The following is a 26468-nucleotide window of genomic DNA, read 5'->3' on the forward strand; positions in this document are numbered from 1 at the left end:
CACAGCTTGCGATTTGGTCGGTGCAAACGGTTCCTGATCAGCCGATGATGCTTTAGCGCAAGTGCCCGGCTTCGCGTCCCGACACGACCCGTCGTACCCGCGAACGCGGAGTTTCCAGCGGGCCGCGGCCGGTCGGGTTTATCGCTGCCGCTGATACCGCGTCACCTACCTTCGCGGGCGACGCCCCTCGGTGGTAATGTGATCCGTCTCACATAGTGTGCAGCACTGTCGCGCGGCTGTCATTCGCGCGCCGCGTTTGACCTTTGCGGATGACGATGGCTTGTTGCCGGGATCGGCCAATCCAAGCATCCAAGAAAAAAGTGACACCGATGGGAAACGCCTACGAAATCTACGCGCTGCGCTATGCGACGATGTCGCCGCGCACCCCCCATTTGAATTTTCTGATCCCCGACCCGCACGAGACCACGGCGCAGGACCTGGATTATTTCGTCTGGCTGATCCGCGGGGGCGGCCGCGACATCCTGGTTGACACCGGTTTCAACGCCGAAGAGGCGAAGGCGCGTTCGCGCAAGCTCACGCTCAATCCGGTCGATGCGCTGGCGAATTTCGGCGTCGCCGCCGACACGATTCGCGACGTGATCGTCACCCATTTGCATTACGACCACGCCGGCAATCTCGATCGCTTCCCGAACGCGCGGTTTCATCTGCAGGACCGAGAGATGAGCTACGCGACCGGGCGCTGCATGTGCAACGGCATGCTGCGGCATCCGTTTTCGGTCGAGCACGTCACCACGATGGTGCGCCATGTCTATGGCGAGCGCGTCACCTTTCATTCCGGCGATGGCGAGATCGCGCCTGGCGTGACGGTGCATCGCGTCGGCGGCCATTCCGATGGCCTGCAGGTGGTGCGCGTGGAAACCGCGCGCGGGCCGGTGGTGCTGGCGTCGGATGCGGCGCATTACTACGCCAATCTGCACAAGCGCAGCCCGTTTCCGATCGTCTACAATGTCGGCGACATGGCGCAGGGCTGGGAAATCGTCGAGCGGCTGGCCGGCCATCCCGACCGTTTCATCCCCGGCCACGATCCGATCGTGAGCGAAATCTACCCGCGCGCCAGCGACAAGGTCGATGCGTTCGCGCTGCATCTCGCGCCGTCGCGATCGTTCGCAAAATAACTGATGGTTGTGATGTCAGCATACAAGACTGTCGGCTTCATCGGCCTCGGCGTAATGGGCGAGCCGATCTGCCGCAATCTCGTGAAGAAGAGCGGCAAGCGCGTCCTTGCCTATGATCGGTCGCCGGAGCCATTGGCGCGGCTGGGTGCCGACGGCGCCGACGTCGCGGCCTCCGCTGCCGAATTGATCAAGCAAAGCGATCTGCTTTTCCTGTGCCTGCCCAGCGCCAAACATGTGCGCGCAGTGTTCGAAGGCGACGGCATTCTGAAGAACATCCGGAGCGGGCAGGTCGTCGTCGACCTCGGCACGTCGTCGGTCAGCCAGACCCGCGATTTTGCCGCGCAGTTGCAGGCCAGGGGCGCGGCCTGGGCCGACGCGCCGATCGCGCGCACGCGACAGGCGGCGCAGGACGGCACGCTCAGCGTCATGGTCGGAGCGACGCCGGCGCTTTACGCCGATGTCGAGCCGCTGATCCGCTGCTTTGCGACCGACGTCACCCATTGCGGCGAGGTCGGCGCCGGGCAGGTGATGAAGATTCTCAACAACATGGTGCTGTTCGAAACCGTCAATGCGCTGGCCGAGGCGGTCGCGGTCGCCAAGCATAATGGCGTCGATCCAAAACTGCTGCTCGATACGCTTTCAAAGGGCTCGGCCGACAGTTTTGCGCTACGCAATCACGGCATGAAGGCGATCGTGCCCGGCAATTTTCCGGAGCGCGCGTTTTCGACCGAGTACGCCCTGAAGGATCTTTCCTATGCGCTGGAGCTGGCGGCGGATGCGGGATTGAAAATCCGCGGCGCTGAGTTGATCGGCGCCGTGTTGCAGGAAGCCATCGATGCCGGATCGGGAGACAATTATTTTCCTGTCATCGCCAAGCATATTGATAGCCGCTAACCGGAGATTCCTGATGATCACTCGCTTTGCCGGGCTCACGCCCACCCGCAGCCGCGCCGTCGCGCACGACGATTTGGTTTTCACGGTGGCGGTCGCGCCCGATCCGGTCAGTTCCTCGATGTACGAACAGAGCGCAAAGGCGCTGGCCCGGATCGACGAAAGCCTCGCGCTGTGCGGCACGGACAAGAGCAAGATCCTCTCGGCAATCGTCTATATCACCGACATCAAGCGAAAGGGCGAGATGAACCGCGCCTGGGACGAATGGGTCGATACCAAAAATCCGCCGATGCGCGCCTGCCTCGGCGTCGATCTCGAGCCGCCGCACATCGTGGAGATCGTGGTGACGGCGGTGAAGTGAGCCGGTCAGTAAGCCTCCTTCGCGTCCGCCTCTTCGCTGGTCTGCACCAGATCGAGGCTCTCCTCGATCTTGCCCAGGAGCCGCGCGAAATCGCGTCGCTCCTGCGCCGACAGGCATGACAAGATCTCCTGCTCCTTGCGCAACAGGCGCGGGATCAGTTCTTCGTAAAGCGTTGCGCCCTTGCGCGTCAGGCGCAGGCGGAATTCGCGGCGGTCGTCCTCGTTTTCGACGCGCTCGACGATCTGCCGCTTCATCAATGCCGTGACGGCGCGGCTGATGGTGGATTTATGCGTGCGGGTGCACTGGGCGATGTATTGCGCGCTGCAGGGGTCGTGGCGGAAGCCGAGCGTCGCCAGCACGCGCCATTCCGGAATGTCGAGCCCGTAGCGGGCCGCATATTCGACCGAGAGCGCCGAACTGACTTCGGCGGCCAGCCGGTTCAGGCGAAATGGCACGAAGCCGAACAGGTCCAGCCTGGCGCTTCGCTTGGATGCGCTCTCTTCTCGCGGGCCGGCAGCTACTTCGCTGGATGACGCTTTTGGCAAAATCGCTCCAATTTGAGTTGACGCCGAACCCGGCCCGGGGTTTAAGATAGTTGCAGATGCGACTAATTTAGCAGGGTCGGAGACCCTTGGCTAGTCACGGGGTTGAGCCGCATGGCGCTGACTAAAACCCAGTTCGGCTATCGCCGCCATCCCGATCAGGATCGGGCGGGTGCGAACATTGCCGAACACGCGATCGTGGTGGTCGGCGCGGGTCCGGTGGGGCTGTCGCTGGCGATCGATCTGGCGCAACGCGGGCAAAAGATCGTGCTGCTCGACGATGCCGACCGCATCGGCGAGGGCTCACGGGCGATCTGCTTTTCAAAACGCTCGCTCGAATTCTGGGACCGGCTCGGCATCGGCCAGCGCATGGTCGACAAGGGCGTGGTGTGGAGCGTCGGCAAGATCTTTCACGGCGAGCAACAGCTCTACCAGTTCAACCTGCTGCCGGAGCAGGGGCACAAGCGGCCGGCCTTCATCAACCTGCAGCAGTTCTACGCGGAGGCCTATCTGGTCGACCGCGTCGGCGAGCTTCCCGCAATCGATCTGCGCTGGCGCAACAAGGTGACGGCGCTCGAGCCGCGCAACGACCATGTGGCTTTGACGATCCAGACGCCGGATGGTCCGTATCGGCTGAATGCGCAGTACGTCATCGCGTGCGACGGCGCCCGATCCTCGCTGCGGCAAATGGCGGGCGCGGAATTCGCAGGACAGGTGTTCGAGGATCAGTTCCTGATCGCCGACGTCAAGATGACGGCCGCGTTCCCGACCGAGCGCTGGTTCTGGTTCGATCCGCCATTCCATGCCGGACGCTCGGCGCTGCTGCACAAGCAGCCCGACGACATCTGGCGGATCGATCTGCAGCTCAGTCGATTTGCCGATCCCACCGTCGAAAAGCTGCCGGAAAACGTGCGGCCGCGCATCGCACGCATGCTCGGCCATGACAAGTTCGATTTCGAATGGATCTCGCTGTACAAGTTCCAGTGCCGGCGGATGGACAAGTTCATTCATGGCCGCGTGATCTTTGCGGGCGATTCCGCGCACCAGGTCTCGCCGTTCGGCGCTCGCGGCGCCAATTCCGGGCTCGAGGACGCCGAGAATTTGGCGTGGAAGCTCGACCGCGTGCTGCGCGGAACGTCGCCCGAGGGGCTGCTGGAGAGCTATCACGCCGAACGCAGTGCGGCAGCCGACGAGAACATCCGCGAATCCACCCGCTCGACCGACTTCATGGCTCCCAATTCGCACCAGGAGGCGCGGTTGCGCAAGGCGGTGCTGTCGCTCGCCAAGGAAACCGAATTCGGCAAGCGCATGGTGAACGGAGGGCGGCTCTCGACACCCTCGATCTATGCAACGCCGCTCTCGACCGCCGATGGCGGTTCCTGGCGCGGCGGCCCATGTCCTGGCGCCTCGATGTTGGATGCGCCCGTTGCAGGCCCGGGCGGCGAACCGATGTTCCTCACCGACGCTTTCATCGGAGCCGGAACGCGGTTCACGCTGTTGGAGTTTAGCAATGGCGCGACGGCGGAAGCGCCCGAAGGGCTGGGCACCATCCGGATCGGCGGGAAAAGCGGCCTGATTGATCCGGCAGGCCTCGCCGCTGCGCGCTACGACGCCGAACCGGGCACTGCCTATCTGCTCCGTCCCGACGGCTATGTGGCGGCGCGGTTCCGACACCCGACCCGCGAGGGGCTTGACGCTGCGCTGGCGCGAGCGGCAGGCATCAACTGAGGTTGCGTCATGGCATTATCGACCAGTTCGAATTTTGCGAAACCGGACGACGCCTTTCGCGCTGTTGTCGAGGCGCATCGCGGCTTGAGCGACGAACAAAGCGCCGATCTCGACGCGGCGCTGGTTCTCGTGCTCGCCAACCACATCGGCGATATCGCCGTGCTCAACGAGGCCATCGCGCTCGCCAAGCGGCGGATGCTCGACGCGAGCCAGCAGCAGCAACAACAGCAGCAATAATTCACGTCTCGAACGAAGTCAGGAATCGAATAGATGGCCAAGGGTTTCGCGTCCACGACCGACATGGCGGAGAAGAAGATCACCTTCTCCGAAATCGGCACTGATCTCTACGCGTTCACCGCCGAGGGCGATCCGAACTCCGCCATCATCGTCGGCGACGACGGCTGCCTGGTGTTCGACGCACAGTCGACACCGGCGATGGCGAACAAAGTGATCGAACGCGTTCGCACCGTCACCGACAAGCCGATCAAATATGTCGTGCTGTCGCATTATCACGCCGTGCGCGTGCTGGGCGCTTCCGCCTACAAGGCGCAGGGCATCGTGGCGTCAGCCGAAACCCATCGGCTGATCGAGGAGCGCGGCCAGCAGGACTGGGATTCCGAATATGGCCGCTTTCCGCGCCTGTTCCAGGATGCGCAGAGCATTCCCGGCCTGACCTGGCCGACGCTGACTTTTGAAGGCGAGATGTCGATCTATCTCGGCAAGCGAGAGGTCCGGCTGATGCAGCTCGGCGCGGGACACACGTCCGGCGACATCGTCGCCTGGGTGCCGGATGCCGAAGTGATGTTTTCCGGCGACCTGATCGAGTATCACTCGGCCTGCTATTGCGGCGACGCGCATTTGCGCGAATGGCCTCCCACGCTGAATGAAATCCGCGCCTTCAATCCCAAGGCGATCGCGCCGGGCCGCGGCGATGCACTGAAGGGACTTTCCACCGGTCGCGACGCGATCGCGATGACCCGCGATTTCGTCACCTCGCTCTATGGCGCGGCGGAAAGCTCGGTCGCCAAGGGCCGCACGCTGAAGGAGACAATGGCGGCGACGCGCGAGGTGATGGACCCGAAGTTCTCCAGCTTCGCGATCTACGAGCACTGCCTGCCGTTCAACGTCTCGCGCGCGTTCGACGAGGCTTCGGGAATCGACGATCCCGTAATCTGGACCGACAAGCGCGACCAGGAAATGTGGGCCGCCCTGCAAGGAGGAGGATGACCATGAATATCAATACCTCGCCTGATCAGATCGTTCGCAGCACCGCGCAATTGACGCCGGGCTATATGTCCGGCTTCGGCAACAGCTTTGAGACCGAGGCACTGCCCGGCGCGTTGCCGATGGGACGCAACTCGCCGCAGCGCTGTGCCTACGGACTCTATGCCGAGCAATTGTCAGGCTCGCCCTTCACCGCGCCGCGCGGCAGCAATGAGCGATCCTGGCTCTATCGCATCCGTCCCTCGGTGAAGCATTCGGGACGCTTTGCCAAAGCCGATGCCGGGCTGTGGCGCACAGCGCCGTGCCATGAGCAGGAGATCATGGTCGAGCAGCTGCGCTGGGATCCGGCGCCGATCCCTGAGGAGGACACGACCTTCCTGCAGGGCGTACAGACCATGACGACGGCGGGCGATGCCAACACCCAGGCCGGCATGGCCGCGCATGTCTATCTCATCACCAGGTCGATGGTCGATCAGCACTTCTACAATGCCGACGGCGAGATGATGTTCGTGGCCCAGCAGGGCAATCTGCGCCTTGTCACCGAGTTCGGCCGCATCGATATCGAGCCGGGCGAGATCGCCGTGATTCCACGCGGCGTGAAATTCCGTGTTGAGATCCCGTCAGGACCCGCGCGCGGCTACCTCTGCGAAAACTATGGCGGCGCCTTCACGCTGCCGGAGCGGGGGCCGATCGGCGCCAACTGCCTCGCCAATTCGCGCGACTTCCTTACGCCTGTGGCGGCTTACGAGGACAAGGACACGCCGACCGAGCTCTACGTGAAATGGGGCGGCTCGCTGTTCAAGACCACCTTGCCGCATTCGCCGATCGACGTGGTGGCCTGGCACGGCAATTACGCGCCCTACAAATACGACCTGCGCACGTTCTCCCCCGTCGGTGCCATCGGCTTCGACCATCCCGATCCCTCGATCTTCACGGTGCTGACCTCGCCGTCGGAAACCGCCGGCACCGCGAACATCGATTTTGTCATTTTCCCGGAGCGCTGGGCGGTTGCCGAAAACACCTTCCGTCCGCCCTGGTATCACATGAACATCATGTCGGAGTTCATGGGGCTGATTTACGGTGTCTACGACGCCAAGCCGGAAGGTTTTGTCCCCGGTGGCATCTCGCTCCACAACATGATGCTGCCACATGGCCCGGACCGTCAGGCGTTCGATCACGCCAGCAATGGCGAGTTGAAGCCGGTGAAGCTGACCGGCACCATGGCCTTCATGTTCGAGACGCGATACCCGCAGCGCGTCACCGCGCACGCGGCGAAGTCGGCGACCCTGCAGGACGATTATGCGGATTGCTGGAAGGGACTTGAGAAGCGGTTCGACCCGAACAAGCCGTAACGATTCTTCCCCTCTCCCCTTGTGGGAGAGGGTGGATCAATCGCGCGTCGCGCGATTGAGACGGGTGAGGGGTCTGTCTCCGCGGAGAGAACCCCTCATCCGGCGCAATCTCCCTCCGGTCGATTTCGCCACCTTCTCCCACAAAGGGAGAAGGAAGAAAGGACGAGCCCCAAGTATGCCCCACCCCAACGACCCCAAACTCCGCTCCTTCATCGACGTCGCGCCCGATTCCGACTTTCCGATCCAGAACCTCCCCTACGGCGTGTTCTCCGCCAGGGATGGCCTCGCCCCGCGCATAGGCGTTGCGATCGGCGATTACGTGCTGGATCTCTGGCAGCTTGCGCAGGATTGCCGCTTCGATGTCGTCGAGCCGGCGGTGTTCGCAGCACCTCAGCTCAATCCGTTCATGGCGCTGGGGCCAAAGGTGTGGTCGAGCACGCGCGCGCGGATCAGCGAACTTCTGCGGCGCGACCATCCGGAACTGCGCGACAACGAAAAATTGCGCAAGCGCGCGCTGGTCCCGATGGCGGATGTGAAGCTGCATCTACCTTTCGCCGTCCCCGGCTACACCGATTTCTATTCGTCGAAGGAACACGCCACCAATGTCGGCGTGATGTTCCGCGGCAAGGACAACGCCTTGCAGCCGAACTGGCTGCACATGCCGATCGGTTATAATGGCCGCGCGTCGACCGTCGTGGTCAGCGGCACGCCGGTGCGCCGGCCGCGCGGGCAGCTGAAGCCGCCGACCGCCGATGTGCCGAGTTTTGGCCCCTGCAAGCGGCTCGATTTCGAGCTCGAAATGGGCGTGGTGGTCGGCCAGCCGTCTGACATGGGCGAGATGCTGACGGAAAAGCAGGCCGAGGAAATGATCTTCGGCTTCGTGATCCTGAACGACTGGAGTGCGCGCGACATCCAGCAGTGGGAGTATGTGCCGCTCGGGCCGTTCCAGGCCAAGGCATTTGGTACGTCGATCAGCCCGTGGGTGGTGACGCGCGAGGCATTGGAGCCGTTCCGGTTGCACGGGCCTGCGCAGGATCCAAAGCCGCTGCCCTATCTACAGCAGGTGCAGCCGAACAACTACGACATGGCGCTTGAGGTCGGCCTGCGCGCGGCGACAATGAACGAAGCCGTGAATATCAGCCGGACGAACTTCAAATACATGTACTGGTCGTCGGTGCAGCAGCTCGTGCACCACGCTTCGAGCGGCTGCGCCATGAATGTCGGCGATCTCTTGGGTTCTGGCACCATCTCCGGTCCGGAGAAGGACCAGCGCGGCAGTCTTTTGGAGATTAGCTGGAACGGCACCGAGCCGGTCGAACTGCCCGGAGGCGTGAAGCGCACGTTCCTGGAGGATGGGGATTCCCTGGTGATGCGCGGCTGGTGCCAGGGTGACGGCTACCGCGTCGGCTTCGGCGAGGTCGAGGGGACGATCGTCGCCTCTGAGTAATTCTAGGAGCGTAAGAGGATCCGTAGGGTGGGCAAAGGCGCGAAGCGCCGTGCCCACCATCGATCAGCTGCCGCGCTGCGAAATGGTGGGCACGCTTCGCTTTGCCCACCCTACGGATCCTCGCAACGACGTGAGGTTTCACCGCTCCTGCGGCGGAATATCCTTGAGCCGCGCGCAATGCGCCGCGACGTCCTCGACGCTGTATTTCAAATGCACGCGCTTGTCCGACGGCAACTGCTTGGTGGCGCACACCCCTGGCCGTCGCTCTGTCGCTGGCCGGATCGGCCGCCGCTCAAAACCGCCGCCGCAGTTCGGGCAGACGTTGTGCAGCTTGTTCTCCACGCAATCCGCGCAGAACGTGCACTCGTAGGAGCATATCCGCGCGTCCACAGCGTTCGGCGGCAGGTCCTTGTCGCAATATTCGCAGTTCGGCCGGAGTTGCAACGCCATGGCGGTCTCGTAAGTTGATTTGATGCGCGGATCATCGCAAATCGAATGGGATTCGCGAATGACAGATTTCCCTCGATTTGGGCCATGCTAACCCCGTAGCGGCAACCTCGCGCTCTCCTTCAGCCGGTCCAGCACGATCGACGAGCGCACATGCGCCACGCTCTGGTGCGGCATCAGCACGTTATTGACGAGATCGGAGAGGTCTTTGAGGTCGCGCAGCACGACCTTCAGCACGTAATCGGCGTCGCCGGTCAGCGAATAGGCATCCTGGATATCGTCAACGCGATTGACCAGCGCGCGGAACTTCTTGGCGTTGTCGGGCGAATGCGTCGCCAGCGTGATGTGGATGAAGGCGATCAGGTTGAAGCCGAGTGCTTCGCCGGCGAGGTCGGCGTGGTAGCCCGCGATGACCTTTTCTTCCTCCAGCCGCATCCGCCGCCGCGAGCATTGCGAGGCCGACAGGCCGACGAGATCGGCCAGTTGCTGGTTGGTCAGCCGGCCATCGTCCTGCAGCGCGGCCAGCATTTTGATGTCGAAGGCGTCTACGGAAATCATGCAAAAATACCGCCATAGTGCACGGATCGTGCATCATACTAGCTGAACGCGGTCCCGTTTGCACACACTTTGCAGTCATTTCGACCGATATTGATCCAGATCAATTTTCAGGAGATCGCCATGGGTCCGTTTCCGCACGACGCGCCAGCCGCCACCATCAGCGCCGACAACCCGATGGGCACCGACGGTTTCGAATTCGTTGAGTATGCCCACCCGAAGCCTGAAGAGCTTCACGCGCTGTTCAGGCTGATGGGCTATGCGCCGGTCGCCCGCCACAAGACCAAGAAGATCACCGTCTATCGCCAGGGCGACATCAATTATCTCGTCAACGAAGAACCCGGCACCCACGGCCATGGCTTCGTCACCGCGCATGGGCCTTGCGCGCCGTCGATGGCGTTTCGCGTGGTCGATGCGAAGCTCGCCTATGAGCGGGCGCTCTCGCTGGGTGCGGAGGCCGCCGATATTTCTGCCGCGCAGAAGACGCTCGACGTTCCCGCCATCAAGGGCATCGGTGGCAGCGTGCTCTATTTCATCGACCGCTACGGCGCCAAGGGTTCGGCCTATGACCTCGAGTTCGAATGGCTGGGCGCGATCGACCCGCGGCCCGCGGGAGCGGGGCTGTACTACATCGATCACCTCACCCATAACGTCCATCGTGGGCGGATGGATGTGTGGACCGGCTTCTATGAAAAGCTGTTCAACTTCCGCCAGATCCGTTTCTTCGACATCGAAGGCCGGGCATCGGGCCTGTTCTCCCGCGCACTGACCAGCCCGGACGGCAAGATCCGGATTCCGATCAATGAGGATGCCGGCGATTCCGGCCAGATCGAGGAATATCTCAACATCTATCGCGGCGAGGGCATCCAGCATATCGCCTGCGGCGCACGGGACATCCACGCCACCGTCGAGAGGCTGCGCGCTGACGGTCTGCCGTTCATGCCGTCGCCGCCGGTTACCTACTTTGAGAAGATCGACGCGCGGCTGCCGCAGCACGGCGAAGACGTCGTCCGCCTGCAGCGCGATGGCATTCTCATCGACGGCGAGGGCGTCGTCGATGGCGGCCACACCAAGGTGCTGCTGCAGATTTTCTCGGCGAACGCGATCGGGCCGATCTTCTTCGAATTCATCCAGCGCAAGGGCGACGATGGGTTCGGCGAGGGCAACTTCAAGGCGCTGTTCGAATCGATCGAGGAGGATCAGATTCGCCGGGGCGTGCTGAAGGTGGACGCGGCGTAGCTTCGTAGGGTGGGCAAAGCAAAGCGTGCCCACCATCTTCGCCAACGAGCGATTTCGCTAGTTGTGGTGGGCACGGCGCAAAGCGCCTTTGCCCACCCTACGGTTCATCGCTTAGTCCACGCGCTCGTCAGCTCACCGATATCGGCCTTCTCCGCATCCCGGATCGCCGACGGCGTGCGCGAGAATCGCGGCGCGGGCGCGGGCTGCGTCACGCCGTGACGCTCGACAAAGATGTTGCGCGCGGCGTTGTGCGGGTGCTTCGGTGCTTCCGCCATGGTCAGGATCGGCGCGAAGCAGATGTCGGTGCCTTCCATGATCTTGCACCAGTCCTCGCGGGTCTTGCTCTTGAACACTTTTGTCAGTTTTTCCTTCAGCGCCGGCCAGGCCTTGCGATCCATCTGCGCGTCGAAGTCGGCGTCCGTGAGGCCGGCATGCTGACGCAGCAGCGCGTAGAATTGCGGTTCGATCGAACCGATCGAAATGAAATTGCCGCAGGAACATTCATAGATGCCATAGAAGTGCGCGCCGCCGTCGAGGAAATTCTGCTCGCGTCCCTCAACCCAGCGGCCGATCGCGGTCATGTCGAAGAACATCGACATCAGCGAGGCCGCCCCGTCGCACATCGCGGCGTCGACCACCTGGCCCTTGCCGGACTTTGACGCCTCCAGAAGTGCTGCCAGCACGCCGACCACGAGATAGAGCGCGCCGCCGCCGAAATCGCCGACCAGGTTAAGCGGCGGCACCGGCTTTTCCTTCGTGCCGATTGCGGCAAGCGCGCCGGTGACAGAGATGTAGTTGATGTCATGGCCGGCGGCCTGCGCCAGCGGGCCTTCCTGGCCCCAGCCGGTCATGCGGCCGAACACCAGCCGCGGATTGCGCGCCATCACCACGTCGGGTCCGAGGCCAAGCCGCTCCATCACGCCGGGACGAAAGCCCTCGATCAGCGCATCGGCGCCAGCGAGCAGGTCCAGCACCTGCGCGATTGCGGCTTTGTCCTTTAGATCGAGTTCGACCACCTTTCGGCCGCGCCCCGCGACCGATTTCAGGTTCTTTTTCGCGCCGACGCGATCGAGCGTCACGACTTCAGCGCCCATGTCGGCCAGCATCATGCAGGCGAACGGGCCCGGGCCGATGCCGGCGAATTCGACGATGCGGAAGCCGGCGAGCGGGCCGGAGGTGCGGGTGGCGGATTGGGTGGCTGGTTTGTCGAGCACTTGTTTTCTCTCCCAGGGGCAGCGTCTCTAGAAACGTCTTAATTAGTTGATTAGCTAAATTGTCACGCCGAAGCGAGAGCGTGGCAAGCTTCTTTTTGCCGAGAATCTGGTCAAAAACGAAGGCGGCGCGCATCGCTGCGCGCCGCCTGCTTGGAAGTTGCGTTTAGACGTTATTAACCCGCCGCCGTCACCGCGCGCTGCGCCATCACCTTGATCAGGTTGGCGCGATAGTCCGACGTTCCATGGATATCGCTCATCAAGCCATCGGCGGAAACCTTGACGCCGTCGATCGCGCCTGCGGCCCAGTTCGCCTTCAGCGCCGCTTCGATCGCCGACACCCGCATCACGCCATCTTGCGAGGCGCCGGTCGCCGCGACCCTGACGTCACCAGCCTTGGTCTTGGTCACGAACACGCCGGTCAGTGCGAAGCGGGACGCGGGATGCCGCATCTTGGCGTAGCCTGCCTTTGCGGGAATCGGGAACGACACGGCGGTGATGATCTCGCCGTCCTCAAGCGCCGTCGTGAACAGGCCCTTGAAGAAGTCATCCGCCGAAATCGAGCGCTTGTTGGTCTTCACGGTGGCGCCGAGCGAAACCAGGGCGGCGGGAAAATCCGCTGCCGGGTCGTTGTTGGCGATCGAGCCGCCGATCGTGCCGCGATGGCGCACAGCAGGATCGCCGAGCACCGAGGTGAGGTAGGAGATTGCCGGGATCGACTTTTTGACGTCGGCGCTTTGCATGATGTCGAAATAGGTCGTGGCCGCCTTGATGGTCAGCGTGTCAGCAGACACTTCGATGCCGATCAGCTCCTTGATCTTGCCGAGATCGATCACGTCGGACGGCGCGGCCAGCCGCTGTTTCATCACGGGGATCAGGGTGTGGCCGCCGGCGAGGTACTTCGCTTCCGTACCCTTGGCGAAGGCTGCCGCAGCTTCGTCGACGGAGGAAGGACGATGGTAAGTGGTCTGGTACATTTTCTTGCTCCCTCTCAGCCGTGGATCGCATGCCAGACGCGATCGGGCGTCGCAGGCATTTCGAGCTTGTTGTTGCCGATCGCATCCGTGATGGCGTTGATGACGGCAGCCGATGCACCGATCGCGCCGGCTTCGCCGCAACCCTTGACGCCGAGCGGATTGCCCGGACACAGCGTCGTGGTGTGCGACAGCTTGAACGACGGCAGGTCGTCGGATCGCGGCATGGCGTAGTCCATGAACGAGGCGGTCAGGAGCTGGCCTGAACTGTCGTACACCGCCCCTTCGAGCAACGCCTGGCCGATGCCCTGGGCGAGACCGCCATGGACCTGGCCTTCGACGATCATCGGGTTGATCAGCCGTCCGAAATCATCCGCCGCCACGAAGTTGACGAAGGAGGTTTTGCCGGTGGCGGAATCAACTTCCATTTCGCAGATATAGGCGCCGGCCGGGAAGGTGAAGTTGGTCGGATCGTAGAACGCGCCTTCCTTCAGGCCCGGCTCCATGCCGTCAGGCAGGTTGTGCGCGGTGTAGGCGGCGAGTGCGACCATCGGCAGGGCGATCGACTTGTCGGTGCCGGTGACCTTGAACTCGCCGTTCTCGATGACGATGTCGTTTTCGGATGCCTCGAGCTGATGGGCTGCGATCTTCTTGGCCTTGGCCTCGACCTTCTCCATGGCCTTCAGGATCGCGGTGAGACCGACGGCCGCCGAGCGCGAACCGTAGGTGCCCATGCCGAACTGCACTTTGTCCGTGTCGCCATGGACGATCTGCACCTGGCTGATCGGAATGCCCAGGCGTTCGGCGACGAGCTGGCAGAAGCTCGTCTCATGACCCTGGCCGTGGCTGTGCGATCCGGTCAGCACTTCGATCGTACCGACCGGATTGACGCGCACTTCCGCCGATTCCCACAGGCCCACGCCGGCGCCGAGACTGCCGACCGCCTTTGAGGGCGCAATGCCGCAGGCCTCGATGTAGCAGGAGACGCCGATGCCGCGGAGCTTGCCTTCAGACTTGGCTTTCGCTTTGCGTGCGGGGAAGCCGGCGTAATCGATCGCCTTCATCGCGGAGTCGAGCGAGGCGTTAAAGTCGCCGATGTCATAGGCCATGATGACAGGCGTCTGATGCGGGAACTGGGTGATGAAATTCTTGCGGCGCAGTTCGGCCGGATCGACCTTCAACTGCCGCGCCGCCGTCTCCATCAGCCGTTCCACCACAAAGCTTGCTTCGGGGCGGCCCGCGCCGCGATAGGCGTCGACCGGCACCGTATTGGTGTAGACGCTGATCACTTCGGCGAAGATGTTGGGGATGTTGTACTGGCCCGACAGCAGCGTCGCGTAGAGATAGGTCGGCACCGAGGAGGAGAACAGCGACATGTAGCCGCCGAGATTGGCGTAGGTTTTTACGCGCAACCCGGTGACCTTGTTGTCCTTGTCGAACGCCATCTCCGCCTTGGTGAGGTGATCGCGGCCATGCGCGTCGGTGAGGAAGGCCTCAGTACGGTCGCCGGTCCACTTCACCGGACGGCCGACTTTCTTGGACGCCCACAGCGCCACCATCTCCTCGGGGTAGATGAAGATTTTCGAGCCGAACCCGCCGCCGACGTCGGGCGCCACCACGCGCAGCTTGTGCTCCTGCGCGATGTTGTAGAACGCCGACAGCACGAGGCGGGCGACATGCGGATTCTGCGAGGTCGTGTAGAGCGTGAAATGCTCTTCCGGCTCGTTATATTCGGCGATCGCCGCGCGGGGCTCCATCGCGTTCGGCACCAGCCGGTTGTTGGTGATGTCGAGGGAGATGACATTGGCCGCCGACTTGAAGGCGGCATCGGTCGCGCCTTCGTCGCCGATGGTCCAGTCGTAGATCACGTTGCCCGGGGCTTCCGGGTGCAACTGCGGTGCGCCCGGCTCGATCGCGGCGCGGATGTCCGGAACGGCGGGCAGTTCTTCGTAATTGACGACCACGGCTTCCGCCGCGTCCTTGGCCTGGTTCTTGGTCTCGGCGACCACGACGGCGACGGCCTGGCCGACGAAACGAACGGTTTCCGGCGCCATCGCCGGCCATGCGCCCATCTTCATGCCCGTGCCGTCCTTGGAGGTAATGGCCCAGCCGCAGATCAAATTGCCGATCTTGTCATCGACGATCTGCTGGCCGGTCAGCACGCCGACCACGCCCGGCATCTTCATCGCCGCCGACGTGTCGATGCTCTTGATCTTGGCATGCGCGTGCGGGCTGCGGATGAAGTGTGCGTGGGTCATCCCCACCAGCTTGATATCGTCGACGTAGCGGCCTTTGCCGGTAATGAAACGGCGGTCTTCCTTGCGCAAAACGCTTGCGCCAATGCCTTCAACGCCCATGTCCTGTCCTCCCAACCGGAGTTATTGTTTCCGCCGTTTCCATCGAAACGCGGTCTTGAATTCGGATTTAATGGCGTGCGGCGGCTATTCCGCCGCCTGCGCGACCTTCATGCGGCCGGCCGCATCGAGCACCGATTTGACGATGTTGTGGTAGCCGGTGCAGCGGCAGATGTTGCCTTCCAGCTCCTGCCGGACGGTTTCCTCGTCGAGATTGCCACTATGGCGGTGCACAATATCGATCGCCGACATGATCATGCCGGGGGTGCAATAACCGCACTGCAGGCCGTGATTATCGCGGAACGCCGCCTGCATCGGGTGCAGTTCGTCGCCTTTGGCGATGCCTTCGATGGTGGTGACGTTCGAGCCTGCCGCCTGGCCGGCCAGCACGGTGCAGGATTTAACCGCCCGGCCGTCGATATGGACGACGCATGCGCCACACTGGCTGGTGTCGCAGCCGACATGGGTTCCGGTCAGGTTCAGATTTTCGCGCAGGAGATGGACCAGAAGCGTCCGGTCCTCGACTTCGGCTGACACGGCTTTGCCGTTCACCGTCAATTTGACTGTAGACACGCGTGGTACCTCCCCGATGTTTTATAATTATTCCAATTAGAAACACGGGAGAGGGAACTTGCAACTAGGATTTTGGTCGCCCCTGTCATTGTGATGACATTCGCCAACCGCGCGCGCGTGCCGACCCAGGAGCGAGCTTTGCTCGTCTCGGACATCGCTAGATGCGTGACGGGGTGGGTGCTCTCTCAACTCGGGCACTGTTAGACGCAGAGAGACCTTCACCCCAACACGCGCGTCGCCCCTCCCCCTCAAGGGGAGGGTGTAGGCACCCTTGCCAATCTTTCCCGAATTTACGCGCCCTTATCCATTCTGCCTTAACTTTGCGCACCGGATTGGGGGCTGGACCCCCAATGCCTGTTTTTCAGAACGAAAACGGGGTGTGACGTGCGATTTTTGAAACGTAGCGGCTCGTCCTTCAAGCTCCCAACCCTGCGGTTCCGCGCCAAGATCATGCTCGGCTTTGCCGTCGTGCTGGCGATTTCGGCCGCCAGCATGGGTTTTGCCTATCTCGGATTCGAGCGCGTTTCGGCCGGTGTGGATTCCTACCGGCGCAGCGTGCAGGAGGCGGACCTGTCGCGCGACATCGATCGCGAACTGATCTCCTATCGCTCGCTTGCCCGCTATTTCGTGGCGACCGGAAAGGAAGAGGACGGCAAGGCGGCGCTGGCAGCCGAAACCGGCCTGAAGGACGCGATCACGTCCTCGATGAAGGCAACCACCAACCCGACGCGGCTCGAGCAGATCGTAAAACTGGAGCGGGAATTCCGCACCTTCACCAAGATTTTTGCCGACATCCTCAAGGTCAAGGACGAGAGCGCGCGCATCGCGCAAAATCAGCTCATGCGCACCGGCAACTCGCTGCGCTACAAGCTCGACGATCTCCCGAGCAATGCCGAAGACGACGAAATGCCGGTGATCACGCTCGGGGCGAAGAAGGTGACCGAGCAGTTTCAGGCGGTCACGGCGCTCGCCAACACGTTCGTCGTCAATTCGGACAAGGCGGTCGCAACCAGTGCGCTGGCGCGCCTGAAATTCGTCGAGAACTCGCTGAAGGCGATTTCGTCGACCAACGAAAAGATCCGCGAGGGGATCAAGGAAGTCTCCGGAATGCTGGAGGAATACCGGCAGTCGCTCGCCAAGCTGGTCGATAATGCCAAGGAGATCGATGAACTGACGCTGGAAATGACGGAGTCGGCCGCCGCCATCAACAAGGGCTCGGGCGCGATGAAGTCGGATCTGCTGTCCGATCAGAAGCGGTTAGAGGCCGAATCGGATGAGACCATCGGCGAGACCGAGCGGTTGATCCTGATCCTCGCCGCGGGCGGCTTCCTGCTCGGCTGCGCCTGGGCCGTCTTCCTCGGCACGGGCATTTCCCGGCCAATGACGAAGATGTGCAGCGCGATGCGCGAACTCGCCGCCGGCCATTTCGATGTCGTCCTGCCTGGTCTCGGCCGCAGGGACGAACTCGGCGAGATGGCGAGCGCGGTGGAAGAGTTCAAGGTGCAGGCTGTCGCCCGCGCCGAGCGCGACGCCGCCACCCAGGAAGCGCAGAACAAGGCGGCGAGCGATGCGCGCCGCGCTGAACTGATCCGCTTTGCGGACGATTTCGAGGCCGCGGTCGGCGCCATCGTCTCCAACGTTTCATCGTCCGCGGTGCAGCTCGAGAGCGCGGCGGGCACGCTGACGCGGACCGCGGAGACCACCCAAAGTCTGTCCAGTCAGGTCGCCGGCGCCTCGGAAGAAGCCTCCACCAACATGCAGTCGGTGGCATCCGCCACCGAGGAGCTGTCGGCCTCCGTCGACGAGATCGGGCGGCGCGTCAAGGAATCGAGCCAGATCGCGGAAGCAGCCGTGCGCCAGGCCGAACAGACCGACGGGCGGATCGGCAAGCTGTCGCGCGCCGCGCAGGAGATCGGCGACGTCGTCAAGCTGATCACGGCGATCGCCGAGCAGACCAATCTGCTGGCGCTGAACGCCACCATCGAGGCCGCCCGCGCCGGCGATGCCGGCCGCGGCTTTGCCGTGGTGGCGTCGGAAGTCAAATCGCTCGCCAGCCAGACTGCGAAGGCGACCGACGAGATTTCCAATCACATCTCGGGCATGCAAGGCGCGACGCAGGAATCGGTCGCCGCGATCAAGGAGATCGGCGGCACCATCGGAAAAATCTCCGACATCGCATCGACGATCGCCAGCGCCGTCGAGCAGCAGAGCTCGGCGACGCAGGAAATCGCGCGCAGCGTCCAGAACGTCGCCCAAGGCACGCAGGAAGCGGCGACGAATGTTATGCACGTCAATCGCGGCGCGACCGAAACCGGCTCGGCTTCCGAGGAGGTGCTGAATTCGGCGCGCACGCTGTCGACCGAAAGCGCCCGCTTGCGCGAAGAGCTCGATCGCTTCATGGCGAATATCAGGGCAGCGTGAGCTCGTAATCCGATCGCGCAAACAGGATATGGTGTCATCATCCGCCTTGTGCGCAATTGCGCACTGGGGCGGATGATCCAGTATTCCAGAGACGGGTAGTGATAGACCGAGAAGCCGCGGCGTACTGGATGCCCGCCTTCGCGGGCATGACGGCCGGAGATTTTTCATTCCCAGCCGAGCTGGTGCTTCAGCTCCACCTTCGCGCGCTCCAGCCTTGCGGTCGTGTGCAAGTTCGCCGCTGGAGGCCGAATTATCGCGGCTCTCGCGTATGCCTTAATGCCCTGCGTGAAGCGCATCGTTGAGATAGATGCAGGTCAGGATCGCAAACACGTAGGCCTGCAGAAACGCCACCAGCAGTTCGAGGGCGGTCAGCGCAACGGTCAATGCCAGCGGCACCATGCCGCCGACCCAGCCAATCGCGCCGAGCGAAGTGCCGAGCATGGCGACGAAACCCGCAAACACCTTCAGCGTGATGTGGCCGGCCAGCATGTTGGCAAACAGACGTACGCTGTGCGACAGCGGCCGCGACAGAAAGGAAATGATCTCGATTGCGACACATCGGAACGCCCGGCGGCACAAAGATCTTGAAGAATTTCAGGCCGTTTTTGTAAAAGCCATAGATCAGCACTGTAAAGAAGACGAGTAGCGCGAATGCGGCTGTGACAATGATGTGGCTTGTTACCGTGAAGGTGTAGGGAATGATGCTGATCAGGTTCGCGACCAGAATGAACATGAAGATGCAGTACACCAGCGGGAAAAACTTCATTCCGTCCTCGCCGGCGGTGGAGCGGATCATGGTGGCCACGAACACGTAGCTCAATTCGGCGGCCGACTGGAAACGGCCGGGAACCAATTGCCGGCCCTTCATCCCCCGAACCGCGAACAGGCAGATCACCGCTACCGTGAGCAACATGTAAACGGAGGAGTTGGTGAAGGCGATCGTGTGGCTGCCGATATGGCCAATCGTGAAGATGTTGTTGATGTTGAACTGATGGATGGGATCGAGGGTCATCCGCGGGTCCTCCGGACCAGCAACAGCAGCAGTTGCTGTCATATCATTGTTATGGTGACACGGGCCAAATTGATCGATGGCCCACACCCAATCTGGGCCACGAACCACCAAGGTAACCCTGTCGCATTACGCAACCGAGCGACGCCTGCGCCTCCCCAAGTTGAGCGCCCGCCCCTCCAGTTGAGTTCCCACAGTTGATGACGTCGTCAAAGTGCAAGCCAATCGTGGGTCCGCATGTTGCGATAGATCAAGGCACTGCACGGGGGCGGATGACCGCGAATGGACCCTGGCGGACAAGCGGTGATTTCGCCTTGAAATCCATTGCAAGAAGTGGACGCAGGAGCGCTAACCCTTGCCGGCCCCAGTGACATGAACGTGATCAATGCAACTGTCGGATCCTTGATCTTGGTCAAGTACGGCGACGAAGGAGCGCCGCAGAATTTCGTATGGGGCTTTTGCGCACGGAGAAAGCTCATGAAACATGTAAGAAAGGCTGCCCTTGCAGCTTCCGCCATTACGTGTGCGGCATTGTTCTCCTTCAGTTGGTCGCAGCAAGAAGGCATCTCACTGTCAGTCGAGAGCGCTCAGGCGCGGGTCGGTCGCCCGCTGACCCCAGTGAGCGTTGCGGGTGTTGCCCGCCGACAAAACCGGCGGGCTGCGTACGGGTATGGGGCCGGGGTAGTCGGCGCTGGCGTCGCCGGCGCTGCCGCCCTCGGCACGGCCGCTGCCGTGGCGGCTACATCACCCAACTGGGGATGGGGAGACGGCCGATATTACGGACGTACAGGTTACTACGGAGGCGGCCCTTATGGGGCAGGAGTTTTGGGAGCCAGGGCAGCCTACTATGGTGACCCGGCTCCAGCAGCCACTGCCGGCAATTGGGACGCGGTTAGGGCCTACTACGGGGGTGGCCCCTGGTACAGCTATAGCGGATGGGGGGACTACGCGGCGCGCAACGGCATTGCATGTACGCCCGGTACCCTGATCAAAGCCGACAACGGCTTGGTGTATCGCTGCCAGTAGACACAAAACTCGACGAAGGGGCGGCTCGTTTGAGCCGCCCCTTACCAACGGCTACTGAATGGCTTGTCCCTACACAAGGGAGGGACTAAAATGATCAGGTCAATTGCTGCTGCTGGTTTCGCCTTGTCCGTTGCAACATTCGCGCAAGCTATGACGCCCGCGCCGATTCCTCAGCCGGACGGCATGATTTCGCAAATTGCCCTCGGCTGCGGCCCGGGCAGGACAATGGTGAACGGTGTGTGCGTGGCACGACCACCATTCGCCAGACCCGCCGCGCCGTCCGCAGGTGTGTGCGATGGCAGGGAGGCGCTTGCGTCTTGTACCAGTGAACGCCACCGCGGAAGAGCGCAGGGCGAAGAAGCACAAACATGACCTGCGCAGGCGTAGCAGGCGCAGGACTTGATGCGTCAATAAATTCCAAGCCTTCCAGCCGTTGCTGACGCTGTCGATATGAGTTGTCGGTTTAGAGAGTAGTCAAGGCACGTAATGCTCAACCTGAATGAGGGCGGGCATGGCAGATCCATTCCTGAACTACTTCGCGCTTGGCTTGCTGTTTTTCGTGGTGATCGTTCTGGTCTACGGCATGATTGCGATCCACGACATTCCGGCTCGGATCGCGCATGCACGTCATCATCCGCACGCGGACGCGATCCACGCCGCAGGCTGGATCAGCCTTTTCTTGCTGCATGTGCTGTGGCCGTTCCTTTGGATCTGGGCAATGATGTATCAGCCGGATCGAGGCTGGGGTTTCGCTCACAAGCCGGGCGAGCCGGCCTCGCCGAAGGAGGCGGTGGCTGAGTTGGAGGAACTCAGGCATCGCATGGCAGAGATCGAGGCCAAGCTCGACGTCGGAGATCGAGCAGCTCAATTGAGCAAAGGGAAGCGGCGGGCTGCAGCCGAGTCGCCTGGATCATTGGGGTCAGCTGACGAGGCGAGCGCTCCTGCGACGGAAGGGGCAGATTCGAAGAGCCGAGGTGCGCGGCAATAGCTGACGCACGCTCAAAGCTCGGAGTGGGAGGTCGCGGATGGAAATCTTGCTCGTATTGACCTACGCCGCGGTCTGTTATGCCATCTTCAAGATTTTCAGAATCCCGGTCAATCAATGGACGCTGGTGACAGCAGTCCTCGGCGGCGCCTTCGGCCTTTCGCTGCTGTTCATAGCGATGGCCTACAATCACCCATTTTCGACCAACGCACGCATTTACTTCACCACTGTGCCGATATTGCCTTCCGTTAAAGGTCGGGTGGTCGAAGTACCGGTTCAGGACCGTACCAACCAGCACCTCGAAGCTGGGGAAGTTCTCTTCAAGATCGATCCCAAGCCTTACGAATATATCGTCGGGGAAAAGCGGGCGGGGCTGGCGGACGCCGAGGCCAGTGTTGCCCAGCTCAAGGCGTCAGTCGATCAGGCATCGGCGGCGACCGGAAAGGCGAAGGCCCAACTGCAGCTTGCCCAGGAAACTATGACCGTCAGTTGACGCTATTTCAGAAAAACGTGGTCGCGCAGGCCACACTCGACACGGCAACGCGCAATCTCGACGCGTCAAAACAGGCGACGGCCGAGGTTATTGCCGCCGAAGATCGTGCCCGGCAAGCGTACGGCGCGACAGTTGACGGTGAACATACAGCCATCGTGCGCTTGCGCAATGAGCTTGCCGATGCCCAGAACAATCTTGACGACACTGTTGTTCGAGCCCCTACAGGCGGCTTTGTCACCGAGCTCGCACTGCGGCCGGGCGTATATGTGGTCCCGGCGCCCTTCCGTCCAGCCATGATTTTCGTCAACGACAGCCAAAGGGACTGGGCTTTGGTAGCGGCATTCCAGCAGAACGCCCTGCAGCGGGTTAAGGCGGGGGATGAGGCCGAAGTTCTGTTCAAGGGCGTACCGGGGCGCGTCTTCAAGGCCAAGGTACGCCTTGTGATCAATGCGATTGCTTCTGGCCAGCTTCAAACCTCGGGCACGCTAGTGAATGTCGAGGGGCCGCCGACCGGAGATCGGGCTCTGGCTAGGCTTGACCTCGTCGATGACATGTCCGGTTACCAGGTGCCGCTCGGTTCGGAAGGCGAAGCCGCCATTTACACCGAGCATTTTCACGAGCTTTCGTTGTTGCGGAAAATTCTTCTGCGCATGCGGAGCTGGCAGAACTATGTCTTCCTCGAGGGCCACCATGGGGGGAGTGGCCACCACTAATGACAAGCGCCATCCTAAGCTTTAGCCGGCAGATCAAGCCTCATGTTCGCGCCCAGCAATGAAACCTTTCTTGCGCAACCGCGGCCCTAGCCTCGCAGTAGTTGTGCTGATCTTGTTTGCCATCTCGCTAGCGCAGGGCAGTATCTCCTACACGATGACGCTGGGCGCTTTGCGGGGCTTTCTGTCGAGTGATGTGTCGTTGGTGACAACGGGCCTGATTGTCTTGCGATTTGGGTTGGTTACAGCGCTGGGTATATTGTGGCTCTTCAAACTCAAACATGCGCTTTTCCAGTCAATCATTCTTGTCAACGCCTGGTTCACGTTGGGACTGCTGGGCCACACGAGCGGCCTTATTGCCGCCCTGCTTGGGTCCGCCTCGCCGGCGGTCCGCACGCTTCTGCTCGACGTCGGGCTGATGGCGGTGTCGAACATCCTGATCTTTTCAATCTGGTACTGGATTATTGATCCGCCGGGAGTCGAGGAGATCACACGGGCCGATAAGCCATGGGATTTTCTGTTTCCGCAGCGGGCAAGCAGCTTGCCACATTATGAATCGTGGGCTCCGCGCTATGCGGATTACCTGTTCGTCGCGTTCACGACCAGCTTCGCATTCAGTCCAGCCGACACGCTGCCGCTGACGCGCCGCGCCAAGTTGCTGATGCTCCTGCAGGCGGCAATCTCAGTTGTTACATTGACCGCGATCGCCGGCAGCGCGATCAATATTCTTGCCGGCGGGAAGTGACGAGCTTGGCGAAGGCGAGGATAAAATCACAGAGTCGGCCCGGGGATTTCTCTCCACGCCGCTCACAGATCCGGACGTGAGCCTCTCGATCCATCCGGCTCGTGCCACGCGCGCGGATGGTATAAGCCCGGAGGACGCGCTGCCTGACGGAAGGCCCCAGTCGTCCCAAAGATTGGCGCAGATAGAGCTGCTACGGCGCGCCATGAATGTCCGGCCGTCAAACCGATCATCGGTGTCCCGCCGGCTTTCACTGGATTGTGGGATGAACTACGCCGTATAGCCAGACCATCGCCAGTGCCAAAATAGCAAATCATAGAAGAGCTAGACCGAGCGGACGGGCTTGTCGAAATTTCATTTACTTCGCCCCGGGTGAACGCGAAGCGGGATAGTCAAAGCACTATCAACTGGGGTGGTTGATGTATGTCAATCCTGGCGCCAGCGGGCCGAAAAAATTGTAGGGGCTTGTCGCTCGGAGTCTTGAGACAGATCGAACTCCGACAACCGCATCAAAATCATCTCAAAAGCCGGTACACGGGCCTACAGGCAGCTCGATCGATCATGTAAGCAACAAAAAGGCCCGGGGCGGGTGCCCCGGGCCAGGTCGTTGCTCCTGGAGAATTGATTAGTAACGTGCGGCGACTGGTGCGGCGTAACCGCCGAAGCGATAGTTGAAGCGCAAGGTGACCATATCGACGTCTTGGCTGATCCGGCTGTTGAGTACGCCGACGAGGCGCGGATCGACAACGGAGAAGGTGTTGTTCGCATTCCCCATCCACAGATGGTCGTATTCCAGACCGACCGACCAGTTCGGTGCGAACCCGTACTCAAAGCCGACACCCAGTGCGCCGCCCCAGCGCGTGGCACTTGCCGAGGCCAGACCAAAGCCGGTGAACGTATCGAATATATCAAGGCGATTGCTGGTCACGGCCGCACCGCCCTTCACATAAAGCAGCGCCGCGTTCCACGCCCAACCGATCTGACCAGTGAAGAGGCCAATGCCATCGGTTTTCACGCGAGTTGAGAGGGTCGGATTGAACAGGCTGACGCGCGTGTTGCTGAGGTCGGCCCAATCGCCTTGTGCTTCCAATCCGAACACGAACTGATTGGCTTGCCAGCGATACCCGATCTGCCCGCCGACAACGCCTCCGGAACGATCGCGACAACCGCTCGCGACTGTTCCCAAAACAGTGACAAAATCCACGCAATTGTGGCTTTGGCCCCATCCACCGTTGGCGCCGATGTAGAAGCCGCTCCAGTTGTAGATCACCGGGAGGGGGGCCGGTGGCGGGGCCTTGACGGCCATGTCGGCTGCCGATGCAGGAGCAGCCAAGCCCAAGGCAGCGATTCCGAGGGCGACCATTAAAATCTTCTTCATGTGATTATCTCCGTGTTCCTTATCTACTGATGCGACTCCTGTGCACGTTTTCGTGCGTAAGCGATTGAATCATCGTCGAAAGCCTAGTCGCGAGTGTCTCAAGTCCCCGTAACAAAATGGCAACACTCAAGCGCAATCGGAGATTGCGCAGTGCACAGCGGTGCACGGATCAATCCTTGTCGAGGGGAGGCGGAACTTCGGCGGAGTCCTCGGACCCCTCTGTCAGCCACATAGAGATTTGGCCGGACGGGATATGCCGCCTCGGGAGATGGGGATTTATCGTACCTGCAAAAACGATCAGCCCTTCGTCCAGCTTTGAGCGCGCAAGAATCTTGGCCTCGCCTTCGGTCGCAAATGTCCTGGTCTCGCGCGGGCTTCGCCTTTTTTTGGCCAGCAGACCGCGTGGGCGACTCTCAAAGGTGACGTACCAGGTTGGCGGCATCTCACCTGGGCTCCGAATGCGTCAATCGGATTGACATTCCAGGCAAGCAGCCTGGCGCAGCCTTGACCTAGGTCAATCTCGGCTTGATCAGCCAGGGGCTTGATCCACCGCTCCGCCCAGCTTTTGTATCACGGCGTCAGGGATCCGTTTTGACGCCGATCAAAAACGATGGAAGCCCCTCATGTAGGCTGCATCTTTCTCAAAGGCACGAGAGGGCATGTACAGCAACACGGCAAGGAAGAAGCCTCGCCTGATTGGAGAACTCAACGTTGCTTCCGATCGGCTCGGTGTGAGCGACTTCAATTACCGCAGAGGCGCCGAAATTTTTGGGGAAGCAGAACCGGCTGCATACATCTACCAAGTGGTCGAAGGGGCTGTGCGTACACACAAGCTCCTACCGGATGGACGCCGCCAGATCGGGGCGTTTTACTTCCCCGGAGATATCTTCGGGCTGGAGAATGACGACACTCATCACTTCACGGCGGAAGCCATCGTCGCGACCACGGTGCACATGATAAAGCGCAGGGAGTTGGATGCGGTTGCGCAGAACGATCCAGCGATCTTCCGTACCATCCTTGGCATGACCACGGGCAACCTGGCGCACGCCGAAGACCACATCCTTCTGTTGGGCCGCAAGACTTCACTCGAACGAGTAGCCTCCTTTCTGCTCGAGATGCATCTTCGCTCGACAAGCGCGGGCGTCGTGAACCTTCCCATGAACCGTCGTGACATTGCGGACTATCTGGGACTAACGCTCGAAACGGTTTCGCGAGCGATGTCGGAGCTATACCGAAAGGACGTCGTGAAGTTTGACGATACGACCCGGAGACACGTCGTCGTGGTTCTGGATGTCGACGCACTCGTGAGGCTTGCTGACGAGCGCTCCCAGGCCTCGTAGCCGTTCGGAGGAGATGCAACCTGCATGCTCGAGCAACGCCCGCAAGGCAGCCGCGAAAGGCGTGGGGGACAAAAAAGCGGGGGCGTTTCGGTGTGGCCACGACGTGGGAGCACGATCGCGCGGCTGGGCCACAGAAGTCCCGAGCGAGGCTGATTGGCATAAATCAATGGCGGGGCACCCGAGTTGATCGAAGCTGGCGCTGGCATTCGGCCTAGTGACCCTTTCGCGGCAAGCAACGCACCGACTTGCTGAGTTAGGATTTTTTAGCAAAAGACAGCGACCGCGACCTCCCGATCAGGGGATTCGCGATCTGGTATTCTCTGCGCTGCA

At 61.6% G+C, this 26468-nt stretch carries 23 protein-coding genes and 1 pseudogene; 15 read left to right on the forward strand and 9 right to left on the reverse strand.

Translation table 11 applies throughout. From position 1 onward, the window contains the following. Nucleotides 1–329: 329 nt before the first annotated feature. Genes ACVWVY_RS07800 through ACVWVY_RS07810 form a run of 3 tightly spaced genes read left to right on the forward strand, consistent with a single transcriptional unit; the run spans nucleotide 330 to nucleotide 2388 of the window. A complete protein-coding gene (locus ACVWVY_RS07800; RefSeq protein WP_456625824.1) occupies nucleotides 330–1136 on the forward strand; it encodes an N-acyl homoserine lactonase family protein in 807 nt (268 codons plus the stop codon). Between the two features lie 12 nt (nucleotides 1137–1148). Beyond that, nucleotides 1149–2030, forward strand: a complete 882-nt coding sequence (locus ACVWVY_RS07805) for an NAD(P)-dependent oxidoreductase (protein WP_456625825.1) — start codon at nucleotides 1149–1151, stop codon at nucleotides 2028–2030. Nucleotides 2031–2043: 13 nt separating this feature from the next. Beyond that, on the forward strand, nucleotides 2044–2388 hold the full coding sequence (locus ACVWVY_RS07810) for a RidA family protein (RefSeq protein WP_456625826.1): 345 nt from the start codon (nucleotides 2044–2046) through the stop codon (nucleotides 2386–2388). Between the two features lie 5 nt (nucleotides 2389–2393). Here the strand turns inward: ACVWVY_RS07810 and ACVWVY_RS07815 are convergent, their stop codons facing one another. Then, entirely contained in the window at nucleotides 2394–2861 is a 468-nt protein-coding gene (locus ACVWVY_RS07815; RefSeq protein ID WP_456632139.1) for a MarR family winged helix-turn-helix transcriptional regulator, read from the reverse strand. 183 nt (nucleotides 2862–3044) lie between these two features. On the opposite strand from ACVWVY_RS07815, the gene ACVWVY_RS07820 reads away from it, so the two are divergent. The 5 genes from ACVWVY_RS07820 (at nucleotide 3045) to fahA (ending at nucleotide 8681) form a co-directional block, all read left to right on the forward strand. Further along, nucleotides 3045–4658, forward strand: a complete 1614-nt coding sequence (locus ACVWVY_RS07820) for an FAD-dependent oxidoreductase (RefSeq protein WP_456625827.1) — start codon at nucleotides 3045–3047, stop codon at nucleotides 4656–4658. Between the two features lie 9 nt (nucleotides 4659–4667). Then, nucleotides 4668–4895, forward strand: coding sequence for a DUF2783 domain-containing protein (locus tag ACVWVY_RS07825; RefSeq protein ID WP_456625828.1), 228 nt, complete (start codon nucleotides 4668–4670; stop codon nucleotides 4893–4895). A gap of 33 nt (nucleotides 4896–4928) precedes the next feature. Then, complete coding sequence (locus ACVWVY_RS07830; protein WP_456625829.1) at nucleotides 4929–5885, forward strand: MBL fold metallo-hydrolase; 957 nt, start codon at nucleotides 4929–4931, stop codon at nucleotides 5883–5885. A 2-nt stretch (nucleotides 5886–5887) separates the two neighbouring features. Then, the gene (gene hmgA, locus ACVWVY_RS07835) at nucleotides 5888–7234 is read left to right on the forward strand and encodes a homogentisate 1,2-dioxygenase (RefSeq protein ID WP_456625830.1); all 1347 of its coding nucleotides are present in this window, start codon (nucleotides 5888–5890) and stop codon (nucleotides 7232–7234) included. 175 nt (nucleotides 7235–7409) lie between these two features. After that, nucleotides 7410–8681: a fumarylacetoacetase gene (gene fahA, locus ACVWVY_RS07840; RefSeq protein WP_456625831.1), complete on the forward strand. Its 1272-nt coding sequence runs from the start codon at nucleotides 7410–7412 to the stop codon at nucleotides 8679–8681. A gap of 138 nt (nucleotides 8682–8819) precedes the next feature. On the opposite strand, the gene ACVWVY_RS07845 is transcribed toward fahA, so the two are convergent. Then, the gene (locus ACVWVY_RS07845) at nucleotides 8820–9131 is read right to left on the reverse strand and encodes a DUF1272 domain-containing protein (protein WP_456625832.1); all 312 of its coding nucleotides are present in this window, start codon (nucleotides 9129–9131) and stop codon (nucleotides 8820–8822) included. 87 nt (nucleotides 9132–9218) lie between these two features. After that, a complete protein-coding gene (locus ACVWVY_RS07850; RefSeq protein WP_456625833.1) occupies nucleotides 9219–9686 on the reverse strand; it encodes an Lrp/AsnC family transcriptional regulator in 468 nt (155 codons plus the stop codon). 120 nt (nucleotides 9687–9806) lie between these two features. On the opposite strand from ACVWVY_RS07850, the gene hppD reads away from it, so the two are divergent. Next, a complete protein-coding gene (hppD, locus tag ACVWVY_RS07855) occupies nucleotides 9807–10922 on the forward strand; it encodes a 4-hydroxyphenylpyruvate dioxygenase (protein ID WP_456625834.1) in 1116 nt (371 codons plus the stop codon). 104 nt (nucleotides 10923–11026) lie between these two features. Here hppD and ACVWVY_RS07860 read toward each other — a convergent pair whose 3' ends face one another. From ACVWVY_RS07860 to ACVWVY_RS07875, 4 genes are all read right to left on the reverse strand, one after another. Then, the gene (locus ACVWVY_RS07860; RefSeq protein ID WP_456625835.1) at nucleotides 11027–12136 is read right to left on the reverse strand and encodes a CaiB/BaiF CoA transferase family protein; all 1110 of its coding nucleotides are present in this window, start codon (nucleotides 12134–12136) and stop codon (nucleotides 11027–11029) included. 173 nt (nucleotides 12137–12309) lie between these two features. Continuing rightward, nucleotides 12310–13110, reverse strand: coding sequence for an FAD binding domain-containing protein (locus tag ACVWVY_RS07865; protein ID WP_456625836.1), 801 nt, complete (start codon nucleotides 13108–13110; stop codon nucleotides 12310–12312). Between the two features lie 14 nt (nucleotides 13111–13124). Continuing rightward, a complete protein-coding gene (locus ACVWVY_RS07870) occupies nucleotides 13125–15464 on the reverse strand; it encodes a xanthine dehydrogenase family protein molybdopterin-binding subunit (RefSeq protein ID WP_456625837.1) in 2340 nt (779 codons plus the stop codon). A gap of 84 nt (nucleotides 15465–15548) precedes the next feature. Next, complete coding sequence (locus ACVWVY_RS07875; RefSeq protein WP_456625838.1) at nucleotides 15549–16034, reverse strand: (2Fe-2S)-binding protein; 486 nt, start codon at nucleotides 16032–16034, stop codon at nucleotides 15549–15551. A 450-nt stretch (nucleotides 16035–16484) separates the two neighbouring features. Here ACVWVY_RS07875 and ACVWVY_RS07880 point away from each other — a divergent pair, with 450 nt between their 5' ends. After that, nucleotides 16485–18455 (forward strand): methyl-accepting chemotaxis protein, encoded by a 1971-nt coding sequence (locus ACVWVY_RS07880; RefSeq protein WP_456632140.1) that lies wholly within the window; start codon nucleotides 16485–16487, stop codon nucleotides 18453–18455. Between the two features lie 273 nt (nucleotides 18456–18728). On the opposite strand, the pseudogene ACVWVY_RS07885 reads toward ACVWVY_RS07880, so the two are convergent. Then, a pseudogene (locus tag ACVWVY_RS07885) lies at nucleotides 18729–19467 on the reverse strand (F0F1 ATP synthase subunit A). A gap of 1534 nt (nucleotides 19468–21001) precedes the next feature. Between ACVWVY_RS07885 and ACVWVY_RS07890 the strand changes: the two are divergent. The 4 genes from ACVWVY_RS07890 to ACVWVY_RS07905 are packed head-to-tail and all read left to right on the forward strand — an operon-like array spanning nucleotide 21002 to nucleotide 23423. Continuing rightward, nucleotides 21002–21478 carry a DUF3302 domain-containing protein gene (locus ACVWVY_RS07890; RefSeq protein ID WP_456625839.1) on the forward strand — a complete coding sequence of 159 codons (477 nt, stop codon included), beginning with the start codon at nucleotides 21002–21004 and terminating at the stop codon, nucleotides 21476–21478. A 37-nt stretch (nucleotides 21479–21515) separates the two neighbouring features. Beyond that, the gene (locus tag ACVWVY_RS07895; RefSeq protein WP_456625840.1) at nucleotides 21516–21968 is read left to right on the forward strand and encodes a hypothetical protein; all 453 of its coding nucleotides are present in this window, start codon (nucleotides 21516–21518) and stop codon (nucleotides 21966–21968) included. Beyond that, nucleotides 21965–22681: an HlyD family secretion protein gene (locus ACVWVY_RS07900; protein WP_456625841.1), complete on the forward strand. Its 717-nt coding sequence runs from the start codon at nucleotides 21965–21967 to the stop codon at nucleotides 22679–22681. Before ACVWVY_RS07895 ends, ACVWVY_RS07900 begins: the two co-directional genes overlap by 4 nt. Before the next feature lie 58 nt (nucleotides 22682–22739). Continuing rightward, complete coding sequence (locus ACVWVY_RS07905; protein ID WP_456625842.1) at nucleotides 22740–23423, forward strand: hypothetical protein; 684 nt, start codon at nucleotides 22740–22742, stop codon at nucleotides 23421–23423. Nucleotides 23424–24045: 622 nt separating this feature from the next. Here ACVWVY_RS07905 and ACVWVY_RS07910 read toward each other — a convergent pair. Next, nucleotides 24046–24798, reverse strand: a complete 753-nt coding sequence (locus tag ACVWVY_RS07910) for an outer membrane protein (RefSeq protein ID WP_456625843.1) — start codon at nucleotides 24796–24798, stop codon at nucleotides 24046–24048. A 659-nt stretch (nucleotides 24799–25457) separates the two neighbouring features. Here ACVWVY_RS07910 and ACVWVY_RS07915 point away from each other — a divergent pair. Further along, on the forward strand, nucleotides 25458–26138 hold the full coding sequence (locus ACVWVY_RS07915) for a helix-turn-helix domain-containing protein (protein WP_456625844.1): 681 nt from the start codon (nucleotides 25458–25460) through the stop codon (nucleotides 26136–26138). Nucleotides 26139–26468 lie beyond the last annotated feature (330 nt).

Source organism: Bradyrhizobium sp. URHC0002 (assembly GCF_054059515.1).

What these genes read in the sequence shown, in the direction of transcription:
- ACVWVY_RS07800 (WP_456625824.1), top strand. Translation starts at nt 330, where the DNA reads ATGGGAAACGCCTACGAAATCTACGCGCTGCGCTATGCGACGATGTCG.
- ACVWVY_RS07805 (WP_456625825.1), top strand. Translation starts at nt 1,149, where the DNA reads ATGTCAGCATACAAGACTGTCGGCTTCATCGGCCTCGGCGTAATGGGC.
- ACVWVY_RS07810 (WP_456625826.1), top strand. Translation starts at nt 2,044, where the DNA reads ATGATCACTCGCTTTGCCGGGCTCACGCCCACCCGCAGCCGCGCCGTC.
- ACVWVY_RS07820 (WP_456625827.1), top strand. Translation starts at nt 3,045, where the DNA reads ATGGCGCTGACTAAAACCCAGTTCGGCTATCGCCGCCATCCCGATCAG.
- ACVWVY_RS07825 (WP_456625828.1), top strand. Translation starts at nt 4,668, where the DNA reads ATGGCATTATCGACCAGTTCGAATTTTGCGAAACCGGACGACGCCTTT.
- ACVWVY_RS07830 (WP_456625829.1), top strand. Translation starts at nt 4,929, where the DNA reads ATGGCCAAGGGTTTCGCGTCCACGACCGACATGGCGGAGAAGAAGATC.
- hmgA (WP_456625830.1), top strand. Translation starts at nt 5,888, where the DNA reads ATGAATATCAATACCTCGCCTGATCAGATCGTTCGCAGCACCGCGCAA.
- fahA (WP_456625831.1), top strand. Translation starts at nt 7,410, where the DNA reads ATGCCCCACCCCAACGACCCCAAACTCCGCTCCTTCATCGACGTCGCG.
- ACVWVY_RS07845 (WP_456625832.1), bottom strand. Translation starts at nt 9,131, where the DNA reads ATGGCGTTGCAACTCCGGCCGAACTGCGAATATTGCGACAAGGACCTG.
- ACVWVY_RS07850 (WP_456625833.1), bottom strand. Translation starts at nt 9,686, where the DNA reads ATGATTTCCGTAGACGCCTTCGACATCAAAATGCTGGCCGCGCTGCAG.
- hppD (WP_456625834.1), top strand. Translation starts at nt 9,807, where the DNA reads ATGGGTCCGTTTCCGCACGACGCGCCAGCCGCCACCATCAGCGCCGAC.
- ACVWVY_RS07865 (WP_456625836.1), bottom strand. Translation starts at nt 13,110, where the DNA reads ATGTACCAGACCACTTACCATCGTCCTTCCTCCGTCGACGAAGCTGCG.
- ACVWVY_RS07870 (WP_456625837.1), bottom strand. Translation starts at nt 15,464, where the DNA reads ATGGGCGTTGAAGGCATTGGCGCAAGCGTTTTGCGCAAGGAAGACCGC.
- ACVWVY_RS07880 (WP_456632140.1), top strand. Translation starts at nt 16,485, where the DNA reads ATGCTCGGCTTTGCCGTCGTGCTGGCGATTTCGGCCGCCAGCATGGGT.
- ACVWVY_RS07890 (WP_456625839.1), top strand. Translation starts at nt 21,002, where the DNA reads ATGGCAGATCCATTCCTGAACTACTTCGCGCTTGGCTTGCTGTTTTTC.
- ACVWVY_RS07895 (WP_456625840.1), top strand. Translation starts at nt 21,516, where the DNA reads ATGGAAATCTTGCTCGTATTGACCTACGCCGCGGTCTGTTATGCCATC.
- ACVWVY_RS07905 (WP_456625842.1), top strand. Translation starts at nt 22,740, where the DNA reads ATGAAACCTTTCTTGCGCAACCGCGGCCCTAGCCTCGCAGTAGTTGTG.
- ACVWVY_RS07910 (WP_456625843.1), bottom strand. Translation starts at nt 24,798, where the DNA reads ATGAAGAAGATTTTAATGGTCGCCCTCGGAATCGCTGCCTTGGGCTTG.
- ACVWVY_RS07915 (WP_456625844.1), top strand. Translation starts at nt 25,458, where the DNA reads ATGTACAGCAACACGGCAAGGAAGAAGCCTCGCCTGATTGGAGAACTC.